This window comes from Novosphingobium sp., assembly GCF_037133355.1.
In the GTDB taxonomy this organism is placed as follows: domain Bacteria; phylum Pseudomonadota; class Alphaproteobacteria; order Sphingomonadales; family Sphingomonadaceae; genus Novosphingobium.
Map to the genome: position 1 here is coordinate 14827 of NZ_JBAXOI010000015.1, position 19429 is coordinate 34255.

Here is a 19429-nt window from a genome sequence, read left to right on the forward strand (position 1 = left end):
GATCAGATGACGGCGGTGATCACCGACGTGACGATCGGAACGCCGGTGCCGACACCCACGCCGACGCCGACCGGCACGGCGATCTGGCCGAGCGTGAAGCGGCCCGAGGCAAGGCTGATGAGCCCGGCCGCGAGGCTGAGGACGGTGATGATCTTGCCGCCCGAGCCCTGCAGGAAGTTGGTGAACTTCGTCAGCGCAGTGGTGAAAGTAGCGTCGGTGCCCGCGTAGGCCGTGCCGGCAACGAGCGTGAGCGCGAGGACCGGAACGATCAGGGCAGCGGACTTGGCGATATGCGCCTTGGAAAGGCGCGGCGAGGGGAGGGCAAGCAAGGTCATGGAGCGTTCTCCGAGCGGGGTTGGCGCAGCAGTCATCGCCGCTGCCCCACCGTCTTGGCCGGAGAATCTGGTCTAGGAAAAGGGAGGGCTGATCGAGGAAGCGTTCTCGGACAAATCTGGACGATCGCCGTAACCGCCATGCGGCTCAGTTGGCCGAGCGAGGCGGAAAAATGGGCGATACATGCCGGAAATCTGCGCCAAAGCAGGCTGTTTTGCGAGACAGCGCCCCGAATCGGTTCATTCTAGGATAACCGATATGTTCTAATTATGTTCTTTTCGGTTCCTAGCAGTGCGGACTCGCGCTACATGTCCGAGTCGAACCATCTGGGACTGATTGTGGACATGACCTGCAGCGATATGACCTTAGGGATCAACGCCAGACTGGCACGGCTCCTGACTGCTGCCGTGGACCGATCGGGCAAGTCGCGGCGCGAGGTCGCCCGGGCGGCCGCGATGAACAAGGACACCTTCCTGCGCGTGCTCCGCGGCGAGAAAGCCGTGACGTTCGAGGAGGCTGCCCGCGTGCTCGATGCCTGCGGTCTTGCCTCCAATGGCGCCCTGCTGCTTGCCATTCTCGGGCACGAGGACCTGGCTGCCGAATGGCTGGGCGAGGATGCGGGCGCGTTTCTTGATCAGTTCCTTGCCGCGCTCCCGGTGACCATGAACGAAACGCTGGGCCCCCGGATCGCCGATCTGCGCCCGCGCTGGGCCATCGGCACCTCGCGGCTCGTGGCCCGGCTGCTGGCCAAACATATCGACGAGTTTACCGAGCGCGACATTTCTCTCGTGCTCGGCCGGTGAGGGGATCGGGGTGGAGTGACCAGACAAGGAGTGACCGACGATGACACAGATTAGCCCGCAGCACGTTGCTGAGCCTGTTTTCGAGGCAGCAGTGACGGCTCAACTGCACACCGCGCCGATGCGCCTGATCCGTTTGCCGGAAGTCATGGCTCGTGTCGGGCTCAGACGATCATCGATTTATCATCGAATGTCCGAAGGCCGCTTTCCGAAAGGACGCTCGCTCGGTCCTTGCTGCGTAGTCTGGGTCGAAGCAGAGATCGATGCGTGGATCGCGGGAGTTGCGATGCAATAGCAACCGCCGAGCTAGAAACGCAGCCGGTCAGTGCGCTTGGTGGCTTGCGCTTATCGGCTGACGCTCGGAAGCCAAGGCGGTCGAAGGCTTGCTTGATTCGACATATTTTTCATTCGCTTGGAGGGAACCAGAGCCATGAACAACCATATTGCATGAGGCGAACATGTCTGTCCCTGAACTGCTTACCTGCCAGGATGTCATGAAGATCACCGGCATACGGAGCCGGACAACCATCTGGAGGCGTGTCCAGGCCGGCGATTTCCCATCGCCCATCGATTTCGGTGCGGGCCGCATACGGTGGCGCGCCCTTGAGATCACCGAGTGGGTGAACGCTCGTCCCAAGCGGAGATACTGACGTCGCACTCGTGCGAGCAGGTTCTCTTTGCAGGACCGTCGTTTCAAAGACTGTCGGCAGCAGCAAATCCGCTGCTGCCGTCAAGCCGCAGAAATTGATCTTGCGTGCTGGATAATGTGGGATCGCCTGGCTCTTGCGAGCCGGCTCTTCCAACCGCCCGCAGCGGTCATTGCGACCAAACCCAGAGCGCTTGAACCGATACTCCCTGGAACGAGAATTTGAGCTGCTTGGAGGTCATGTCACTGACCCTTCAGCGGGTCAAAAAGGTGCCCATCGGACACCGCCATGGTGACTCTCTTGCGGCCCCCATGTTGCATATCGACGCGATGCGTTTCACCTCGTTTCGGAGGTTTGCACCACCAGCGCACCACCAGAGGCGAATTTTTCCTCGCCTAAAAACTGAGGATGAGGTGTTAAGTACTTGAAATAGTTGGTCGGGACGAGAGGATTCGAACCTCCGACCCCCACACCCCCAGTGTGATGCGCTACCAGGCTGCGCTACGTCCCGACCGGAAGGCGGGCCTATAGGGAGGCGCGCTGTGGATGGCAAGGCTTCTTGCGCGGATGACATGCTGACTGGGGCGGGGCCGCTCTTGATGGCCTTGGCCCGCTCTTGATTGCCTTGGCATTGCCAAACTGCTAGGCGCGCCAGCCAATGGTGGCCGGATTGGGCCTCGGGCAGCGCGGGCATGTACCCTCTGTCCCGAACCCTCCGCGCCAGACCCGCCTTGTGAAAGTTCCAGCCCTGCCATGAACGGCCCTGACCTGCTCCAAGTCCTTGCCGCCGCCGCACCCGCCGCCGCTGCCGAACCGCCTGCCTATCTCCAGTTCCTGCCGCTGGTGGCCATGGCGGCGATCTTCTATTTCCTGATCCTGCGCCCGCAGATGCGCCGGCAGAAGGAGCAGCAGGTAAAGATCGCAGGGCTGAAGAAGGGAGATCAGGTGGTGACCGCGGGCGGCCTCATCGGCAAGGTGATCAAGGTCGACGAGCAGACTGTCGATCTCGAACTCGGCGTCAACGTCCGGGTCAAGGCGGTGCGTGCCACGCTCGGCGATGTGCTGCCTCCGGCCGGCTCTGCGCCTGCCAACGACTGACATGACCCGTTGACCGGGTTTGCCCGCGCCGCCGGACCGATCCGGCAAGGCGCGGCGGCCCCATCAGGAAGAAGTTTTGCAATGCTGGAATTTCCGCGCTGGAAGGTGATCTGGCTCTGGACGATAACGCTGGCGGCCGCGATTGCCGCGATCCCTTCGATCGTCACGGTCATGGGCCTGACGGTGCCGGCCGGGATCTATGCGCCCAAGGTCAACCTCGGGCTCGACCTTGCCGGCGGCAGTCACATCCTGCTCGAGGCCGATCCCGGCCAGGTTCGCCAGCAGCGCATCGAGGGCATGGACGAATCGGTCCGCAACAAGCTCAAGCAGGTGGGCGGTGACATCCGCATCAGCGACATCTCGAACCGCGACGGCGCGCTGACGTTCCTCGTCGAGGACCCGGCCAAGGTCGATGCGGTGCGCGAGGCGATCCTGCCGCTGACCAATGGCGCGGGGCTGACCGGTGCGCGCGACTGGACGATCAATGTCGTCGACGGCAACCGTTTCGTGCTGACACCCACGCCCGAAGGCATCGAACAGGCTGTAGCGCAGGCGATGGAAACGGCCGTCGAGGTGGTACGCAAGCGTATCGACGCGCTCGGCACGCGCGAGCCGACGATCATCCGTTCCGGCGCCAACCGCATCGTGGTGCAGGTGCCCGGTCTGCAGGACCCGCAGGCGCTCAAGAACCTCCTGGGCCAGACGGCCAAGCTCGAGTTCAAGTTGGTCGATACGAACGCGCTGCAGAGCGATATCCAGCGCGGCGTGGCGCCCGCCGGAAGCGAGATCGTGCCGTATGCGGCCGGCAAGGACGGCGGCCCTGTCGGCTCGATCGCGGTCAAGCGGCTCGGCGGCATTCGCGGCGACCAGCTGACCAACGCGCAGGTCACCAACAACCAGCAGACCAACGAACCGCAGGTGGCGATCACCTTCAACACCGAAGGCGGCGCGCGCTTTGCCAAGCTGACGACGCAGAACGTCAACAAGCCTTTCGCGATCATCCTTGATGGCAAGGTGCTTTCCGCGCCCAATATCAACGAGCCGATCCTGGGCGGCAGCGCAGTGATTTCAGGCAGCTTCACGACGCAGGCGGCGAGCAACCTCGCAATCTCGCTGCGTTCGGGTGCGCTGCCGGTGGATTTGAAGGTGGTCGAGGAGCGTACAGTCGGCCCTGACCTCGGCGCGGACTCGATCCGCAAGGGCATGATCGCGATGGCGGTCGGCACACTGGCGCTGATGACCTTCATTCTCGTCACCTACGGCCGCTTCGGGGTCTATGCCTGCATCGCGCTTGTGTTCAACGTGATGATGATCCTTGGTGTGATGGCAATGATCGGCACGACGCTGACCCTGCCAGGCATTGCCGGCTTCGTGCTGACAATCGGCGCGGCGGTCGATGCGAACGTGCTGATCAACGAGCGCATCCGCGAGGAGCGCCACCGCGGGCGGCGCGTATTTCAGGCGGTCGAGACGGGCTACAAGGAAGCCAGCCGAGCGATCTTCGACGCCAATATCACCAATGTCATTGCGGCGGTCTCGATGGCCTCGTTCGGCACCGGGCCGGTGCGCGGCTTTGCCATCGTGCTGCTGATCGGCATCGCGACCTCGGTGTTTACCGCGGTGACCATGACCCGGCTTTGGGTGGCGCAGTGGCTGCGGCGCGCGCGTCCCGCCGAAATCGCGCTTTGAAGGAACCGGCATCATGAAACTCCTCAAGCTCGTTCCCGACAACACCAACATCAAGTTCCTGCGCCTGCGCGTGCCGTTCTACGTGGTGAGCCTGCTGCTTATGGCGGCGAGCCTCAGCCTCGTGTTCACCAAGGGCCTCAACCTGGGTGTCGACTTCATCGGCGGCCAGATGATCCGCGTCACCTTCACTCAGAGCGCCGAGGCGCCAGTGGCGGCGCTGCGCGGCGAAATCGACAAGCTGGGTTACGGCGAGCCGATCATCCAGCGCTATGGCAAGCCCAACGAGATCTCGATCCGCATGAAGCTGCCGGCGGGCGCGGACCACGACAGCGGGCTTTCGGACAAGATGGCGCGCACCATCACCGCCGATATCAAGGCCAAGCACGCCGATGCGCGGGTGGACGGCGTGGATTCGGTTTCGGGCAAGGTTTCTGGCGAGCTGTGGCACAGCGCGGTGCTCTCGCTTGGCCTCGCGGCCCTGGCGGTGGCGGCCTATATCTGGCTGCGGTTCGAATGGCAGTTCGGCATCGGCGCGCTGTTCAGTCTGGTGCACGACGTGACGTTGACGCTAGGCATGTTCGCGGTGACGCAGCTGGAATTCGATCTGACGATCGTGGCGGCACTGCTGACACTCATCGGCTATTCGCTCAATGATACGATCGTGGTCTATGACCGCATCCGCGAAAACCTGAAGAAATACCGCAAGATGCCGATGCCCGAGTTGCTTGACCTCTCGGTCAACGAAACGCTGGCGCGCACGATCGCGACTTCGCTTTCGATGCTGATCACGCTGACGGCGCTGCTGCTGCTCGGGCCGGGGGTGATCTTCGGCTTTACCGCGGCGATCACGCTGGGCATTTTTGTCGGGACCTACAGCTCGATTTACATGGCGGCGCCGATCCTGATCTGGCTCAAGGTGACGTCGAAGAGCTTCGTGCCGACCGAGACTGCACTCGACAAGCAGGAACGGATGGCGCGCGAGGGGGCTTGAGCGGGGTCTAACCCCCACCCTTTTCGCAAGCGGGAGGGGTCAAAATGGCGACCCATGCCGCGAACGGTAGGGAAGATTTGCTTATCCGCCTGAGGCTGCCTTTTCGTAGATCTCCGCAAGGGCGGCGGCGTTTGCAGCCCAACTGAAGCGGGCGGCGCAGGCAGCGACTTCGGACTGCGGCGGCGGGGCGGCCAGCACTTCGGCAATCGCGGCGGCAATCGCTTCGGGCGTGCGGTCTGCCAGCCGCCCGGCGGCGGGGCGGTCGAGAACTTCAGACGCTCCGCCGATCTGGGGAATAACCAGCGGCGTGCCGCAGGCGAGCGCCTCGATCCAGGCATTGGCAAGCCCTTCGCGCTCTGACGGGAGCACCATGACATCCGCGGCGCTGAGCAGCGCCGGTAGCACCTCGTGGCTGACCGCGCCGAGGAAGTGAATCCGGCTGGAAATGCCGAGGCTGGATGCAAGACTGCGCAGTCCAGGCTCGTCCGGCCCGGTGCCGGCGAGCGCGAGTTGGACCGCATCGGGCAGGCTTGTCATCGCGCGGATTGCGAGCGCCTGTCCCTTGATTGGTAGCAGCGCGCCGACGCTGACGGCGAGCAGGTCCCCGGGGCGCAGCGAGAGGCCCGGGAGATCGCCGAGCCGCTGCCTGGCCTCGGCGCGGGGCAGGGGCTGGAAGCGCGCGTGATCAAGCCCGGTGTAGTGCACCGTGACCCCGCCGGGCGGCGCAATGCCGAGTGCCTCCATGTCCCACGCCAGCGCGCCCGAGACTGCAAGCACCACGGCGGCCGAATTGGCGGCGCGGCGTATCTGGGCAAGGGCGGCCGGTTTTTCACCCCAGAGGTGGATGTCCGAACCGCGCGCCTTGATTGCGTGCGGCAGGCCCAGCGCGGCGGCGACGCGTGCTGCGGCGGGGCCATCGGGATAGAAGAACTGCGCATCGACGAGGTCGAACGGCGTTTCGGCATGAAGGCGGCGCGCCAGCGGCATGACGGCGCGGGCGATGGCCCAGGGGTTGAAGCGGCCGGACAGGCCGGGGACGAGGAGGAAGCTGGGGTGGTGCACCGGGATCGTCCCGCTCCGGTCCAGCGGCGGGGTCGCGGCGAGCTGCTTGTAGCGGCCCATGGCGCGCATGGGGGGCGGGGGCAGGCCGATGGGGTTGATCACCGTCACGTCCCAATCGCCCCGCGCGGCGAGCGCTTCCATCTGGCGCGCGACGAAGCGTCCGAAGCCCGGGCGGGTCGGTGCGGGATAGAGCGTCGAAATCGACAGCAGGCGGCGCTTCAATGGAGAGGCGCTTCCGGTCAGAGCGAGCGGACGAGCAGTTCGGCAACCGCGATCCAGGCGGGATGGTCGATCACCACTTGGCGCTGCCCGATGCCGGGAGGGAGCAGGGCAACGCGGTCGCCGTCGCGGTCGATCATCCGGCCGAACGCGAAGCGGCCGCCGGGGCGCGGGGCCAGCACATCGCGATTGAGCGCACGGCCGAAATCGCCGGGCACCATCTGCCGCAGCCACACCTGATCGCCTGCGCGATATTCGCCGGCGCTGGCCTCTACTGTCATGACCACGAGCCCGGCCGCACCTGGGCCAACCGGAAAGACCGCCGACATCGGCTTGGTCAGCGCCTCGGCCCCGCCGGCGGCGAGGCGGGCGATGATCTGCGGTTCAGCCTCGGCCTCCGCCTTGACGAGAAGCTGGGGATCGACCTCAAGCGCGGCGGCGATGCGGTTCATCCAGCCGAGCGAGAGCGAGCGCATGCCGGTTTCAAGACGCCCGATCGTCTGCGCCGTGGTGGGCGGCACGCAGCGGGCGGCGACATCGGCCAAGGTGAGGCCTTTTTGACGGCGGATATCGCGAATGCGGTTGATCATGTACGGCGCACCCTTGGAGGCCTCGGGGCTTTCATACAGTTTTTGTGCTTTCCTACAAGCGCATCTCTGCGGCAAGACGGGACGTGTTCCTGATTTGTTCAATATAGGAGGATGCCTTGGCTCAGTTTCTGGTAGATCGCGAACTAACCGAGGAAGGGCCCCGGCGTCTTGACGGACTGCGCCCTGGCGAAGCGCGGGGCGAGGCGCCGCGCACGGTGCGGGTCAATCTGGCCGAGTCGCCGCTGACCTGGCTCCACGCGCGCGGCCATCTCGGCGACCGGCATCTGGCTGCGGGCGAGCGGCTGCGCGCCGATTGGGAGCGCGCCGAGCTCGCGCCTTCGGTCACGATGCGCTGGGACCCGGTGCGCGCGGCGGGCGGCGAACCGGGACTGACCCCGGGCGAGCGGCAACTGGCAGCGCGCGCCCGCTTTGACGGGGCAATCGCCGCCGCCGGGCCGGGGTTGTCCGACATCTTGTGGCGCGTGGTCTGCGCAGGCGAGAGCCTGCCCAGCGCGGAAAAGGCACTGGCCTGGCCCGCGCGAAGCGGCAAGCTGGTGCTGGAACTGGCGCTTGACCGGGTGGCGGGTTTCTATGGGCTGAGGTGAGAATATCCACGGGCGGGCCCGGGGGGCAGCTTGCCTCACTACAAGAGGCTGTGGCAGCGGTTCGTCATTGGAACGAGCCGGGAGCCTCTCTCATGGAACGACGTGAATTTCTGGCAGGTGCAGGCGCTGCTGCTTTTGCGGCATGGATGCCGAGTGCAAGCGCGGCCGCCGCACCTGCGGGGCCGGGCGACGCCGCCTTTGCCGCGCTGGCCGACCGGCTGTTCTATGAAAACTTGCTGTTGACCCCGACCAACGCAACGGGGCTCGGGCTTGACAACGGGGTGCGCGAAGGGCTGCGTTATCGGCTCGACGACAACAGTCCGGCGGGCAAGGAGGCGCGGCGCGCATTCAACCGGGCGGCGCTGGCCCAAGTGCGCGCGGTCGATCCTGCTGGCCTTGGCGCGGCGGCAAGGCGCAACCGCGACGTGATCGCCTATATGTTCGATCAGCGGCTGGCGGGCGCGGCCTTCGATATCGACGGGGTGCAGCAACCCTATCCCATCACGCAGCAGCGCGGTGACTATTTTGCCGTCCCCGATTTCCTCGACAGCCAGCACCCGGTGGAAACGCTGACCGACGCCGAGGCCTATCTTGCGCGGCTTCATGCCTTCAGCTTTGCGCTTGACGAGAACACAGGCGAGCAGCGCCGACAGGCCGCGCGCGGGGTTATCGCGCCGGGCTGGTCGCTTGATCTGGCGCTGGGGCAGATGGCGAAGCTGCGCGCGCCCGCGCCGGAGGACAATCCGCTGGCGCGTTCGCTCACGCGGCGCACCGGCAATCCCAAGTTTGCGAACAACTGGGCGGGCGATTGGGGCGCGCGGGCGGCGAAGCTGGTAAAGGACGAGGTCTACCCCGCGCTTGATCGGCAGTTTGCGCTGCTGAAGGCGTTGCGGGCCAAGACCCCGGCGGGCGACGGCGCCTGGCGGATGCGCGGGGGCGATGCGATCTATGCCGCCGCGCTGGCACAGGCGACGACGACGAAGCTGACGCCGGAGCAAGTCCACAAGATCGGGCTGGAACAGGTGGCCGATATCACGGGCAAGCTCGATGCGATCCTGAAGGGCGCAGGCTATACCAAGGGCACCGTGGGAGAACGGCTGACGGCGCTGAACAGGGCGCCCGATCAGCTCTATCCCGATAGCGATGCGGGGCGCAGCGACCTTATCGCCTCGCTCAATGCCGGGATTGCGGCGATGGCGAAGAAGCTGCCGCAGGCCTTCGCGAACTATCCCAGCGAACCGCTGGAAATCCGCCGCGTGCCGGTGGAGATCCAGGACGGCGCTTCGAACGGCTATTACTACAGCGCCAGCCTCGATGGCTCGCGCCCGGCGATCTACTGGATCAACCTCAAGTCCGTAGGCGACTGGCCGCGTTATTCGCTGCCTTCGCTCACTTATCACGAGGGTATTCCGGGGCACCACCTGCAGGGCGGCTACACCCAGAAGGGCGGTGCGCTGCCGATGTATCTCAAGGATTATTTCCTTTCAGCGCACGGCGAGGGCTGGGCTCTATATGCCGAGCAGATGGCAGACGAGCTGGGTGGCTACACCGCGCTGGAGCGCGCCGGGTATCTGCAATCGTTCCTGTTCCGCGCAGCGCGGCTGGTGGTCGATACCGGCATCCACCACTACCGCTGGAGCCGCGAGAAGGCGACGGCGTACATGGTCGCGACGACGGGCTTTACTGCAGCGCGCAGCCAGCGCGAGATTGAGCGCTATTGCGTGTCGATCGGGCAGGCGTGCAGTTACAAGATCGGCCACACTGCCTGGGTCGCGGCGCGGACGAAGGCGCAGGCGGCGCTGGGGGACAAGTTCAGCCTTCCGTGGTTCCATGGGATACTGGAGGAAGGCACGATGCCGCTGTTCATGCTGGAAAAGCGGATCGAGGAGCGGACGGCGGAGCGGCTGGCGGCGGGGTAGCTCCTCCGCCCTCGTCACCCCGGACTTGATCCGGGGTCTGGCTGTTTCTGAAGCGCTGCGTGGAAAGAAGCGGGACCCCGGGTCAAGCCCGGGGTGACGTAAACTCAAGTGTAGGTAAAGACCGTAAAGATTGACTTCGCGATCTGCACGCCCAATCATCTGTGAGATGGCAGAGCAGCTTTCCAATCTTGGTCTTGGCGGCGACGGAGACGAGATTGCTGCGATCGAGGAAGTCGAGGCTACCTTCGGGGTGCGGCTCGACTATTCGGACGCAGGCAACTGGTCGACTGTTGGTGACGTCTATGCCTCCCTGCTGCGCAAACTGTCTGCCTATGAAGCGGCGCGGCCCGATCTCTGGGATCGATTTGCCCAGGCGATTTCGCGTGAGACGGGGATCGATCCGTCGAGAGTGAGCTTGGAGACCGGGTTGCTAGCGGAAGATCGACTCTGGGTTCACGTCACGAATGTATCTGCTTGGATTTGAATTGCTTCTGCGTTGCTTATCGTAGCCGCAGTGATCCGCGCTCTGGGTTAACCCTCCACCATCTCCGCCAGTTCCAGCCACCGCTCTTCCGCTGCGTCCTTCTCGGCGCGGGCCTTGTCGAGCGCGGCGGTGAGGGCGGCGAAGCGGGTGGGGTTCTTGGTGTAGAGGTCGGGGTCGGCCAGCGCGGCCTCGTCGCGGGCGATGGCTTTTTCCAGCTCGGCGATGCGGTCCGGGAGGATCTCGTAGTCGCGCTGGTCCTTGTAGGTGAGCTTGGCCTTCTTGGGCGGCGGTGGTGGTGGCGGCGCGGCGGCCGGTTTATCGGCCGTTTCGCGCGCCACAGGCTTGCCGGCGAGGCGCTGTTTGCGCTGCTTTTCCCAGTCTGCATAGCCGCCCGCGACAATATCGACCTTGCCTGAGCCGTCCATGCCGAGCGTGATCGTGACGGTCCGGTCAAGGAAGTCACGGTCGTGGCTGACGATGAGGACGGTGCCGTCGTAGTCCGAAATCACTTCCTGCAAGAGGTCGAGCGTCTCGAGATCGAGGTCGTTGGTCGGCTCGTCGAGCACGAGGAGGTTCGAGGGGCGGGCGAATTCGCGCGCGAGCAGGAGCCGCGACCGTTCGCCGCCCGAAAGCGTGCCGACGCGCGCTTCGACCATGCCGGGATCGAACAGGAAGTCCTTGAGGTAGCCGTGGATGTGCTTGCGCACCCCCTGCACGTCGATCCAGTCGCTGCCCTCCGCCACCACATCGCGGATGCGCTTTTCGGGCGACATCAGGCTGCGCTGCTGGTCGATCACCACGGGGGTGAGCGTTTTTGCGAGGGTGACGGTGCCGCTGTCGGGCTCCAGTTCGCCGGTGAGGAGCTTGAGCAGCGTCGTTTTGCCTGCGCCGTTTGCGCCGACGAGGCCGATGCGGTCCTTGCGGGTGATGCGAAGGCTGAAATCCTTGACGATCACGCGTTCGCCGAAGCGCTTGGTGATCTTGTCCGCCACGATCACCGCCTTGCTCTTGGCATCATCGCTGGCGAGGGTGAGCTTGGCAGCGCCCTGCGGGCTCAGCATCGCGGCGCGGGTGGCGCGCATTTCCCAGAGCTTTTCGAGGCGGCCCATATTGCGCTTGCGCCGGGCGGTGACGCCGCGTTCGAGCCAGTGGGCCTCGATCTTGAGCTTGGCATCGAGCTTGTCCGCCGCGCGGGCCTCTTCGGCATAGACTGCTTCCATCCAAGCCTCGTAGCCGCCGAAGCCGATCTCGCGGCGGCGGAGCGCGCCTCGGTCAAGCCAGAGGGTGGCGCGGGTGAGGCGTTCGAGGAAGGTGCGGTCGTGGCTGATGACGACGAAGGCGCCGTTGTAACGCTGGAGCCACGATTCCAGCCATTCGATGGCGGCGAGATCGAGGTGGTTGGTCGGCTCGTCCAGCAGCAGCAGATCGGGCTCGCTGGCGAGCGCGCGGGCCAAGGCGGCGCGGCGGCGTTCACCGCCCGAGGCGCTGTCTGCCTTGCGGGAAAGGTCGATACCCAGCTGGCCGGCGATGGATTCGACTTCGTGGCGCGGCGGGGCGTCCTTGCCCGAAAGCGCGAAGTCCATGAGGGTTTCGTAGCCGGTGAAGAACGGGTCCTGCTCCAAAGTGACGACACGCGTGCCCGGCTGGACCGAGCGGGTGCCCTTGTCGCCTTCGACTTCGCCCGAAAGCAGCTTCAGCAGCGTGGTTTTCCCCGCGCCGTTTCGGCCGATCAGCGCAAGGCGGTCGCGCGGGCCGATCTGGATGTCGAGGTCCCGGAACAGCCAGCTTGTGCCCTGGTTGAGGCCGAGGCCCTCCCAGCTGAGGATAGGTGCTGCTGCCATGATGCCTGCGCGCTTAGCGGCGGTGGGCGGCAAGGTCCAGTCGGCGCGAGGGGGCTGTGTACAGGCCTGCACGATCTGTCATATTGCACGGATAGGGGAGCGGTCCTTTAGCGGGTGCCGTTCGGGCGTTTGCGTTCACAAGCTATTCAAAGGGCTCAGGCTATGCCGCTCAGCATCATGCGCTGGTCAACCGCCATTCTCGCCCTCGGCCTCATCGCCACGCTCGCCCCCGCGGCGGACGCGCAGCAGCGCCCCGACGAGCAGAACGAAGCGCGGCGCGATCTGCGCAACGGCAACGTGCGCTCGCTGCGCGAGATCGAGGCGCGGGTGCTGCCGACCAAGCGCGGCATGCAGTACCTCGGACCCGAGTACGATCCGACGGCCATGGCCTATCGTCTCAAGTTCATCCGCGATGGGCGGGTGGTGTTCGTCGATGTCGATGCGCGCACGGGGCAGATTCTCGGCGAATCGCGCTGAGATCTTGTTGATCTTCATTGTTTCTCGCAGAGACGCAGAGAGAAAGAAGAGAGCGCAAAGAGGTCTCGGGGCTAAGCCATCCCGTTTCTCCCTGGGTTCATAGCGCCTTTGGCGCATGGTCTTCTCTTTGCGCTCTCCTTGTCCTTTGCGTCTCTGCGAGAATTCTCTTCCGGTCATGACGTTGACGACAAACCGGGCGCGTTCCTTGACCGTTCAGGTTTGGCGTTCCATCAAGTCCGTTCATGATGAACGCCGCCCGCGCGGCGCAGCAAGGGGCAAGCGATGCGCATCCTGATCGTCGAGGACGAACCGACCCTCGGCAAGCAGCTCAAGAACACGCTCGAGGCCAACGGCTATGCCGTCGATCTTTCGACCGATGGCGAGGACGGGCACTTCATGGGCTCGACCGAGGATTACGATGCGGTGGTCCTCGACCTCGGCCTCCCCGAAATCGATGGGCTGACCGTGCTCGGCATGTGGCGCAAGGAAGGGCGGACGTTCCCGGTGCTGGTGCTGACCGCGCGCGACAGCTGGTCGGACAAGGTGGCGGGCCTCGATGCGGGCGCCGACGACTATCTTGCGAAGCCCTTCCAGAGCGAGGAGCTGATTGCCCGCCTGCGCGCCCTGATCCGGCGCGCCTCGGGCAATTCCTCGTCCGAGCTCATCGCGGGCGGCGTGCGGCTCGACACGCGCTCGGGCCGGGTGACATTGGACGGCGAGCCGGTGAAGCTGACCGCGCAGGAGTACAAGCTGCTCTCCTATCTCCTCCACCACAAGGGCAAGGTGGTGAGCCGCACCGAGCTGATCGAACATATCTACGATCAGGATTTCGACCGCGATTCCAATACTATCGAGGTGTTTGTCACGCGCATCCGCAAGAAGCTCGGGCCTGATGTGATCACCACGATCCGGGGGCTCGGCTACAGCCTCGACGATCCGGCCCAGCCCGGACGCGGCTGACCGCACGAGGCGCGCCCAGCGTGGAGCACACCGTGATCGCCCCCGAGGGCGCTGAGGATGCACCCGGTGCGGTGAAGGCGATAGCGCCGCATACCGGCTCGCTCTCGCGGCGCATGCTGCTGATCGCGGTGGCGTGGATTTCAGTGCTGCTGCTGGGCGGGGGTCTGGCGCTCGACCGGACCATGACCGGCCTTGCCACGCGCAATTTCGATGACCAGCTGGGCTATATGCTCACCGCCATGGTCGGGTCGGCCGAGATCGGGCCGGACGGCGAAGTGTTTTTCAACCGCGCATTGGGCGATCAGCGGTTTCTCGAGCCGAATAGCGGGCTTTACTGGCAGATCTCGGGCAAAGGGCACGAGGATTTCCCCTCGCGCTCGCTTTGGGACCGCACGCTCAAGCTGAAGGGCGATCATTTCGACGGCAGCCCGCACGTCTATGACAGCAACCAGTTCGGGGGCGAGCGGCTGCGGGTGATCGAGCGCTCGGTGATCCTGCCCGGCAGCCCGATCAACTGGCAGTTCGCGGTGGCGGCCAGCCGCAGCGAGCTCGATGCGCAAATCCAGCGCATCCGGGCGATCCTGATCTGGTCGTTCGTGGTTCTGGGGCTGGGCCTCATCACCATGGCCGCGCTCCAGACCTATTACGGTTTGGGCCCCTTGCGCCGCGTGCGCCGCGCAATTGCCGACATGAGGGAGGGCCAGGCGCGCCGGGTGGACGAGCCGCTGCCGCTGGAAGTTCAGCCGCTGGTCGAAGAGATCAATGGGCTGCTCGAGCATTCCGAGCGGCAGGCGGAGGAAGCGCGCACCCATGCGGGCAATCTGGCCCATGCGCTGAAAACGCCGCTGACCGTGGTGATGAACGCCGCGACTGCCAAGGCCGACGACCTGGCCGATACCGTGATCCGCGAGGCGGCGGTGATGCGCCGTCAGGTCGACCATCACCTTGCCCGTGCCCGCGCCGTGGGACGCCGCGCCACGGGCCTTTCGCGCGCCAGCGTGGGCGAAAGCGCCGAGGCGGTGGAGCGGGCGGTTGTGCGGCTCTATCCGCAAGTGCGCTTCGACATGGATGGCAACCGCGACGTGACGGTCGCAATCGAGCGGCAGGACCTTGACGAAATCCTCGGCAACCTGATCGAGAATGCCGCGAAGTATGGTGGCGGCTCGGTCTTCGTCACGATCGATGCGGTGCCTGACGATCCCAAGACCTGCGAGATCTGGATCGAGGATGATGGCATGGGCATTCCGGCCGAGGCGCGGGACAAGCTGTTTGCGCGCGGCGCGCGGCTCGATACCGGCAAGCCTGGGACCGGGCTGGGGCTGGCAATCGTGCGCGATGTTGCCGAACTTTATGGCGGCGCGATCACGCTTGGCGAAAGCGAGGATCTTGGCGGGCTGATGGCGATCCTTCGGCTGCCGAGGGTGGCGGGGAAGTAGCGCCTGTCTAGGCGCGCGGATGCGCGTTCCGGTAGACGTCGAGCAGAGTGGCGGCATCGACCTTGGTGTAGATCTGCGTCGAGGACAGGCTCGCGTGGCCGAGCAGTTCCTGCAGGCTGCGGAGGTCTGCGCCCGCACCGAGGAGGTGGGTTGCGAAGCTGTGGCGCAGCGCGTGGGGCGTGGCGGTAGGCGGCAGGCCGAGTACCGTGCGCGCGCGGGCGACGGCGCGCTGGATCATGCCTTGGGCGAGCGGCCCGCCCTTTGCGCCGCGGAACAGCGGCTCGCCGCGCTTCAGCGGCCAGGGTACATGGGCGGCATAGTCCTCAACCGCCGCTTTCACGATGGGCAGGATCGGGACGACGCGCTGGCGGCTGCCCTTGCCGGTGACGGTGAGCGCATCACCCAGCGGGAGGACCGAGGCCGGAAGCGCAAGCGCCTCGGCAATGCGCAGACCCGCGCCGTAGAGCAGGAGGAGGACGGCCCGGTCGCGGGCGCCGATCCAGGGCTCGGCACCTTCGTCCGCGACCATGGCGGCGAGATTGACGGCATCGTCGGGCGTGATCGGGCGAGGCAGGCCCTTCTTGATCCGGGGCCCACGTAGGCGCGGCGGCGGAGAGGCGGCATTGCCGGCCTGGGTGCGAGCGAAGGCGAGGAAGGCCTTGAGCGCCGAGAGTTCACGCGCGGCGGATACATTGCCGATGCCCTCGGCGCGGCGGGCGGCAAGCTGCGTGCGCACGTCAGCTACATCGAGCGCGGCGAGCGAGGTCCAACTCTGCGGTTCGGGCAGCGCGGCAAGCAGGCGCGCGGCGGTGGCGCCATAGGCACGCACGGTGTGGGGTGAGCGGCGGCGGGCGAGTGCAAGGTGATTGTGCCACGCCTCGAGCAGATCGGGCGTGCTCATGCGGAGACCAGCGCGGCGGGCACGATCTCGGCGAGCAGGCCATCGAGCAGCGGCATGCCCTGCTGCGTTACGATCAGGCGGTCGCCGCGCTCCGCCAGCAGGCCTTGCGCCAGGTAGAACGCGCGCTTGGCCGGATTGATCAAGTCGGTCTCTGCAAGGCCGAAGCGTTGGGCAAGCGCGGCAGGCGCAATACCTTCATCGAGCCTCAGACCCATGAGCAGCGCCTCGGCGGCCTGTTCGCGCGTGCCGAGTTCGCGAATTTCGGCAATCCCGTGGCGCTGCGCGCCGACGGCCTTGAGGAAGTTTTCGGGTTTGCGATGGCGGACCGTGGCAAAGCCGCCGCGCCGTCCATGCGCGCCTGGGCCGATCCCGGCATAGTCCTGATAGCGCCAGTAGACGAGGTTGTGGCGGCTTTCCTCGCCGGGGCGGGCATGGTTGCTGATCTCGTAGGCGGGGAGGCCGGCAGCCGTTGTCAGTTCGCGGGTGAGGGCGAAGAGATCGCCGGCCGCGTCGTCGTCCAGCGGCGTGAACTTCCCCTCCCGCACGAGCGTGGCAAAGCGCGTGCCGGGCTCGATGGTTAGCTGGTATAGCGAGAGGTGTCCGGTGCCGAGCGCAAGGGCGCGGGCGAGTTCGGCTTGCCAGAGATCGGGCGTGTGATCGGGGCGCGCGTAGATCAGATCGAAGCTGACGCGGGCGAAATGGCGCTGCGCCACGTCCAGCGCGGCAAGGCCTTCGGCGGCATTGTGAAGGCGGCCGAGGAAGGCGAGGGCTCTGTCGTCGAGCGCCTGGAGGCCGAGCGAGACGCGGTTGATGCCCGCTCCCGCGAGCGCGGCAAATTTGGCAGCCTCTACCGAGGAGGGATTGGCTTCGAGCGTGATCTCGATGTCATCGGCGAAGCGCCAGTGCCTGCCGGCGGCTTCGATCAAAGCTGCGACCAGAGCCGGGGGCATCAGCGAGGGGGTCCCGCCGCCGAAGAAGATCGAGGTGAGCGTCTGCCCGCCTGTCAGCGCCGCTTCATGCGCCATGTCTGTCAGCAGCGCGGCAGACCATTCGGTCACATTGGTTCTCTCGCGGACATGGCTATTGAAATCGCAATAGGGGCACTTGGCGAGGCAGAAGGGCCAGTGGATATAGAGGGCAAAGGCCATTCACCTTTCCAGCCTGAGTCGGGCCTCCAAAGTCAAGGGAAAGCGCATATGACGGGCAGACGGACGATCTTCGCATTCGCCATCGCCGCGCTGGCGGCGGCCCATCCGGCCATGGCGCAAGTCACCGTGGCGCCTAGCGAAAGCGTGGCGGGGCGCCTGCTCGCCGCGCACAATGCCGAGCGGGTTCGTTTGGGGTTGAAGCCGCTCGCCTGGAGCGCGAAACTGGCCGAGCACGCCAAGAAATGGGCCCAGGCGCTCGCGGTCTCCGACATGATGGAGCATTCGACTGCCGCTGCCGATGGCGGCGAGGGCGAGAACCTGTGGTTCGGCACGAAGGGTGACTACGCACCCGAAGAAATGGTCGGCTACTTCGTGGACGAGGCCAAGCTGTTCAAGCGCGGCGTGTTTCCAAACGTCTCGACCAGCGGGCGCTGGGAGGACGTGGGGCACTATACCCAGCTGATCTGGAGCGACACACGCGAGGTGGGCTGCGCGCTGGCGAGCAATGCGCGGCGCGATGTGCTGGTCTGCCGCTATACGCCTGTGGGCAACATCGAGGGGCGGACGGTCTACAACTATGCCGCGCCGCTGCCGAAGCCGGTAGCGGTGGCCGAACCTGCCGCCGCCGGTCCAGCGAACGTCAGTCCGTCAAAGCCGAAGAAACGAGGCGGGAAAAAGCGTCGGCGCGGTGGCTGATACGGTGCTTTTCGGCTGGGTCGAGTTCGGCGAAAGTGCGCGTATCGCCTGAGGGTACGAAGACCGGATCGTAGCCGAAGCCCATGGTCCCGCGCGGCGGCCAGGTGAGCGTGCCCATGGCGCGGCCTTCGAAGACCGCCTCGCGGCCATCGGGCCAGGCGAGCGCGAGGACACAGGCGAACCAGCAATCGCGGGGCGTATCAGGACCGAGCTCTGCCAGTTTGCCCTCGACCTTGCCCATGGCCATGTACCAGTCGCGGCCCGGACCGCCTTCGAACGGTGCGGCTTCGGCCCAATCGGCGGTGTAGACGCCGGGGGCGCCGCCGAGAGCGCCGACGCAGAGGCCCGAATCATCGGCGAGCGCGGGAAGGCCCGAGGCGCTGGCGGCGGCATGGGCCTTTATCAGCGCGTTTTCGGCAAAGGTCGTGCCGGTCTCGGCAGGCTCGGGCAGGCCGAGTTCGCCTGCCGAAAGGCAGTCCATTCCATACGGAGCCAGCAGGGCCCTGATCTCGCGCAGTTTGCCCGCGTTATGCGTGGCGATGACAAGTTTTCCGGGCTGGAGGAGGCGTGTCATGGCGTTAGCCTCCGCACCAACACCTCGTCATTCCCGCGCAGGCGGGGATCCAGAGCGGCACACGCAGCGCCTCCCGCTCTGGATCCCCGCCTGCGCGGGAATGACGAAGGGTGGAGCGGGGAGATCACTGGCCGACGGCGCGAGCCTGCGCTGCGAAGATATCGGCGCAGCCGATGCGGGCGAGGCGAAGGAGGCGAAGGAGGCCTTCCTCGTCATAGGTCGCGCCTTCGGCGGTGGCCTGGACTTCGGCGATGTGGCCGCCCTCGATCAGCACGAAGTTGGCGTCGGCATCGGCCGAGCTGTCTTCGATGTAGTCGAGATCGAGCACCGGCGTGCCCTGGTGAATGCCGCAGGAAATCGCGGCGACCTTGCGGGTGAGCGGGTCCTCGGTGAGCGCGCCGGCGTCCATGAGCTTCTGCACGGCGAGGCGCAGCGCGATCCATGCGCCCGAGATCGAGGCGGTGCGGGTGCCGCCATCGGCCTGGATGACGTCGCAGTCCAAGGTGATCTGGCGTTCGCCGAGCTTCTTGAGATCGGTGACGGCGCGCAAGGAACGGCCGATCAGGCGCTGGATTTCCTGCGTGCGGCCCGATTGCTTGCCCTTGGCCGCCTCACGGCTGCCGCGCGTGTGGGTGGCGCGGGGGAGCATCGAGTATTCGGCCGTGACCCAGCCTTCGCCCTTTCCGCGCATGAAGGGCGGCACGCGCTCTTCGACTGAAGCAGTGACCAGCACCTTGGTATCACCGAATCCGATCAGGACCGAGCCCTCGGCGTGCTTGGTGAAACCGGTCTCGATCGTGATGGCCCGCATTTCATCTGCGGCGCGGCCTGAAGGGCGCATGAGGATTCCTTTATCCGGGGTTTGCGCCGCCTTTAGACGGGACCGGGGAGAAAGAAAGGGCCGACCGCACGAAAGACACAGGGACCGCCACTTTGACGCTCTGACAAAACACCCTAGA

At 65.8% G+C, this 19429-nt stretch carries 21 protein-coding genes and 1 tRNA gene; 13 read left to right on the top strand and 9 right to left on the bottom strand.

Going from position 1 to position 19429, the window contains the following annotated elements; genetic code table 11:
- Window positions 1-2: 2 nt before the first annotated feature.
- Window positions 3-335, bottom strand: a complete 333-nt coding sequence (locus WCL10_RS14595) for a TrbC/VirB2 family protein (RefSeq protein ID WP_336896397.1) — start codon at window positions 333-335, stop codon at window positions 3-5.
- Between the two features lie 342 nt (window positions 336-677).
- On the opposite strand from WCL10_RS14595, the gene WCL10_RS14600 reads away from it, so the two are divergent.
- From WCL10_RS14600 to WCL10_RS14610, 3 genes are all read left to right on the top strand, one after another.
- On the top strand, window positions 678-1136 hold the full coding sequence (locus WCL10_RS14600; RefSeq protein WP_336896398.1) for a helix-turn-helix transcriptional regulator: 459 nt from the start codon (window positions 678-680) through the stop codon (window positions 1134-1136).
- Window positions 1137-1254: 118 nt separating this feature from the next.
- A complete protein-coding gene (locus WCL10_RS14605; protein WP_336896484.1) occupies window positions 1255-1428 on the top strand; it encodes an AlpA family transcriptional regulator in 174 nt (57 codons plus the stop codon).
- A 163-nt stretch (window positions 1429-1591) separates the two neighbouring features.
- On the top strand, window positions 1592-1783 hold the full coding sequence (locus tag WCL10_RS14610) for an AlpA family phage regulatory protein (RefSeq protein ID WP_336896399.1): 192 nt from the start codon (window positions 1592-1594) through the stop codon (window positions 1781-1783).
- 431 nt (window positions 1784-2214) lie between these two features.
- Here WCL10_RS14610 and WCL10_RS14615 read toward each other — a convergent pair.
- A tRNA-Pro gene (locus WCL10_RS14615) sits at window positions 2215-2291 on the bottom strand.
- A gap of 242 nt (window positions 2292-2533) precedes the next feature.
- On the opposite strand from WCL10_RS14615, the gene yajC reads away from it, so the two are divergent.
- The 3 genes from yajC (at window position 2534) to secF (ending at window position 5558) form a co-directional block, all read left to right on the top strand.
- Entirely contained in the window at window positions 2534-2878 is a 345-nt protein-coding gene (gene yajC / locus WCL10_RS14620) for a preprotein translocase subunit YajC (RefSeq protein WP_336896400.1), read from the top strand.
- 81 nt (window positions 2879-2959) lie between these two features.
- A complete protein-coding gene (gene secD / locus WCL10_RS14625) occupies window positions 2960-4567 on the top strand; it encodes a protein translocase subunit SecD (protein WP_336896401.1) in 1608 nt (535 codons plus the stop codon).
- Window positions 4568-4580: 13 nt separating this feature from the next.
- Window positions 4581-5558, top strand: coding sequence for a protein translocase subunit SecF (gene secF, locus WCL10_RS14630; RefSeq protein WP_336896402.1), 978 nt, complete (start codon window positions 4581-4583; stop codon window positions 5556-5558).
- Window positions 5559-5639: 81 nt separating this feature from the next.
- On the opposite strand, the gene WCL10_RS14635 is transcribed toward secF, so the two are convergent.
- Window positions 5640-6842: a glycosyltransferase gene (locus tag WCL10_RS14635; protein WP_336896403.1), complete on the bottom strand. Its 1203-nt coding sequence runs from the start codon at window positions 6840-6842 to the stop codon at window positions 5640-5642.
- A gap of 17 nt (window positions 6843-6859) precedes the next feature.
- Window positions 6860-7429, bottom strand: a complete 570-nt coding sequence (locus WCL10_RS14640; protein WP_336896404.1) for a helix-turn-helix transcriptional regulator — start codon at window positions 7427-7429, stop codon at window positions 6860-6862.
- A 116-nt stretch (window positions 7430-7545) separates the two neighbouring features.
- On the opposite strand from WCL10_RS14640, the gene WCL10_RS14645 reads away from it, so the two are divergent.
- The 3 genes from WCL10_RS14645 (at window position 7546) to WCL10_RS14655 (ending at window position 10437) form a co-directional block, all read left to right on the top strand.
- Window positions 7546-8034, top strand: coding sequence for a DUF6456 domain-containing protein (locus tag WCL10_RS14645; protein ID WP_336896405.1), 489 nt, complete (start codon window positions 7546-7548; stop codon window positions 8032-8034).
- Window positions 8035-8126: 92 nt separating this feature from the next.
- A complete protein-coding gene (locus WCL10_RS14650; protein ID WP_336896406.1) occupies window positions 8127-9953 on the top strand; it encodes a DUF885 family protein in 1827 nt (608 codons plus the stop codon).
- 166 nt (window positions 9954-10119) lie between these two features.
- Complete coding sequence (locus WCL10_RS14655) at window positions 10120-10437, top strand: hypothetical protein (RefSeq protein ID WP_336896407.1); 318 nt, start codon at window positions 10120-10122, stop codon at window positions 10435-10437.
- Between the two features lie 47 nt (window positions 10438-10484).
- Here the strand turns inward: WCL10_RS14655 and WCL10_RS14660 are convergent, their stop codons facing one another.
- Window positions 10485-12278, bottom strand: coding sequence for an ABC-F family ATP-binding cassette domain-containing protein (locus tag WCL10_RS14660; protein WP_336896408.1), 1794 nt, complete (start codon window positions 12276-12278; stop codon window positions 10485-10487).
- Window positions 12279-12440: 162 nt separating this feature from the next.
- On the opposite strand from WCL10_RS14660, the gene WCL10_RS14665 reads away from it, so the two are divergent.
- The 3 genes from WCL10_RS14665 (at window position 12441) to WCL10_RS14675 (ending at window position 15151) form a co-directional block, all read left to right on the top strand.
- Window positions 12441-12755, top strand: coding sequence for a PepSY domain-containing protein (locus tag WCL10_RS14665; protein ID WP_336896409.1), 315 nt, complete (start codon window positions 12441-12443; stop codon window positions 12753-12755).
- 282 nt (window positions 12756-13037) lie between these two features.
- Window positions 13038-13715, top strand: a complete 678-nt coding sequence (locus tag WCL10_RS14670) for a response regulator transcription factor (RefSeq protein WP_336896410.1) — start codon at window positions 13038-13040, stop codon at window positions 13713-13715.
- A 113-nt stretch (window positions 13716-13828) separates the two neighbouring features.
- Window positions 13829-15151: a HAMP domain-containing sensor histidine kinase gene (locus tag WCL10_RS14675; RefSeq protein WP_336896485.1), complete on the top strand. Its 1323-nt coding sequence runs from the start codon at window positions 13829-13831 to the stop codon at window positions 15149-15151.
- A gap of 7 nt (window positions 15152-15158) precedes the next feature.
- On the opposite strand, the gene WCL10_RS14680 is transcribed toward WCL10_RS14675, so the two are convergent.
- Together WCL10_RS14680 and hemW are read right to left on the bottom strand one after the other, a co-directional pair.
- Window positions 15159-16052 (bottom strand): tyrosine recombinase XerC, encoded by an 894-nt coding sequence (locus tag WCL10_RS14680; protein WP_336896411.1) that lies wholly within the window; start codon window positions 16050-16052, stop codon window positions 15159-15161.
- Window positions 16049-17200 carry a radical SAM family heme chaperone HemW gene (gene hemW, locus WCL10_RS14685; RefSeq protein WP_336896412.1) on the bottom strand — a complete coding sequence of 384 codons (1152 nt, stop codon included), beginning with the start codon at window positions 17198-17200 and terminating at the stop codon, window positions 16049-16051. The genes WCL10_RS14680 and hemW overlap by 4 nt, the downstream gene beginning before the upstream one ends.
- 48 nt (window positions 17201-17248) lie before the next feature.
- Between hemW and WCL10_RS14690 the strand changes: the two genes are divergently transcribed.
- Entirely contained in the window at window positions 17249-17896 is a 648-nt protein-coding gene (locus tag WCL10_RS14690; protein WP_336896413.1) for a CAP domain-containing protein, read from the top strand.
- Here WCL10_RS14690 and rdgB read toward each other — a convergent pair.
- Both rdgB and rph read right to left on the bottom strand, forming a co-directional pair.
- The gene (rdgB, locus tag WCL10_RS14695; protein WP_336896414.1) at window positions 17841-18470 is read right to left on the bottom strand and encodes an RdgB/HAM1 family non-canonical purine NTP pyrophosphatase; all 630 of its coding nucleotides are present in this window, start codon (window positions 18468-18470) and stop codon (window positions 17841-17843) included. The two genes, WCL10_RS14690 and rdgB, sit on opposite strands and share 56 nt — an antisense overlap.
- Window positions 18471-18594: 124 nt before the next feature.
- Entirely contained in the window at window positions 18595-19311 is a 717-nt protein-coding gene (gene rph / locus WCL10_RS14700; protein ID WP_336896415.1) for a ribonuclease PH, read from the bottom strand.
- Window positions 19312-19429 lie beyond the last annotated feature (118 nt).

What these genes read in the sequence shown, in the direction of transcription:
- WCL10_RS14595 (WP_336896397.1), bottom strand. Translation starts at nt 335, where the DNA reads ATGACCTTGCTTGCCCTCCCCTCGCCGCGCCTTTCCAAGGCGCATATC.
- WCL10_RS14600 (WP_336896398.1), top strand. Translation starts at nt 678, where the DNA reads ATGACCTGCAGCGATATGACCTTAGGGATCAACGCCAGACTGGCACGG.
- WCL10_RS14605 (WP_336896484.1), top strand. Translation starts at nt 1,255, where the DNA reads ATGCGCCTGATCCGTTTGCCGGAAGTCATGGCTCGTGTCGGGCTCAGA.
- WCL10_RS14610 (WP_336896399.1), top strand. Translation starts at nt 1,592, where the DNA reads ATGTCTGTCCCTGAACTGCTTACCTGCCAGGATGTCATGAAGATCACC.
- yajC (WP_336896400.1), top strand. Translation starts at nt 2,534, where the DNA reads ATGAACGGCCCTGACCTGCTCCAAGTCCTTGCCGCCGCCGCACCCGCC.
- secD (WP_336896401.1), top strand. Translation starts at nt 2,960, where the DNA reads ATGCTGGAATTTCCGCGCTGGAAGGTGATCTGGCTCTGGACGATAACG.
- secF (WP_336896402.1), top strand. Translation starts at nt 4,581, where the DNA reads ATGAAACTCCTCAAGCTCGTTCCCGACAACACCAACATCAAGTTCCTG.
- WCL10_RS14640 (WP_336896404.1), bottom strand. Translation starts at nt 7,429, where the DNA reads ATGATCAACCGCATTCGCGATATCCGCCGTCAAAAAGGCCTCACCTTG.
- WCL10_RS14650 (WP_336896406.1), top strand. Translation starts at nt 8,127, where the DNA reads ATGGAACGACGTGAATTTCTGGCAGGTGCAGGCGCTGCTGCTTTTGCG.
- WCL10_RS14655 (WP_336896407.1), top strand. Translation starts at nt 10,120, where the DNA reads ATGGCAGAGCAGCTTTCCAATCTTGGTCTTGGCGGCGACGGAGACGAG.
- WCL10_RS14660 (WP_336896408.1), bottom strand. Translation starts at nt 12,278, where the DNA reads ATGGCAGCAGCACCTATCCTCAGCTGGGAGGGCCTCGGCCTCAACCAG.
- WCL10_RS14665 (WP_336896409.1), top strand. Translation starts at nt 12,441, where the DNA reads ATGCCGCTCAGCATCATGCGCTGGTCAACCGCCATTCTCGCCCTCGGC.
- WCL10_RS14670 (WP_336896410.1), top strand. Translation starts at nt 13,038, where the DNA reads ATGCGCATCCTGATCGTCGAGGACGAACCGACCCTCGGCAAGCAGCTC.
- WCL10_RS14675 (WP_336896485.1), top strand. Translation starts at nt 13,829, where the DNA reads ATGCTGCTGATCGCGGTGGCGTGGATTTCAGTGCTGCTGCTGGGCGGG.
- WCL10_RS14680 (WP_336896411.1), bottom strand. Translation starts at nt 16,052, where the DNA reads ATGAGCACGCCCGATCTGCTCGAGGCGTGGCACAATCACCTTGCACTC.
- hemW (WP_336896412.1), bottom strand. Translation starts at nt 17,200, where the DNA reads ATGGCCTTTGCCCTCTATATCCACTGGCCCTTCTGCCTCGCCAAGTGC.
- WCL10_RS14690 (WP_336896413.1), top strand. Translation starts at nt 17,249, where the DNA reads ATGACGGGCAGACGGACGATCTTCGCATTCGCCATCGCCGCGCTGGCG.
- rdgB (WP_336896414.1), bottom strand. Translation starts at nt 18,470, where the DNA reads ATGACACGCCTCCTCCAGCCCGGAAAACTTGTCATCGCCACGCATAAC.
- rph (WP_336896415.1), bottom strand. Translation starts at nt 19,311, where the DNA reads ATGCGCCCTTCAGGCCGCGCCGCAGATGAAATGCGGGCCATCACGATC.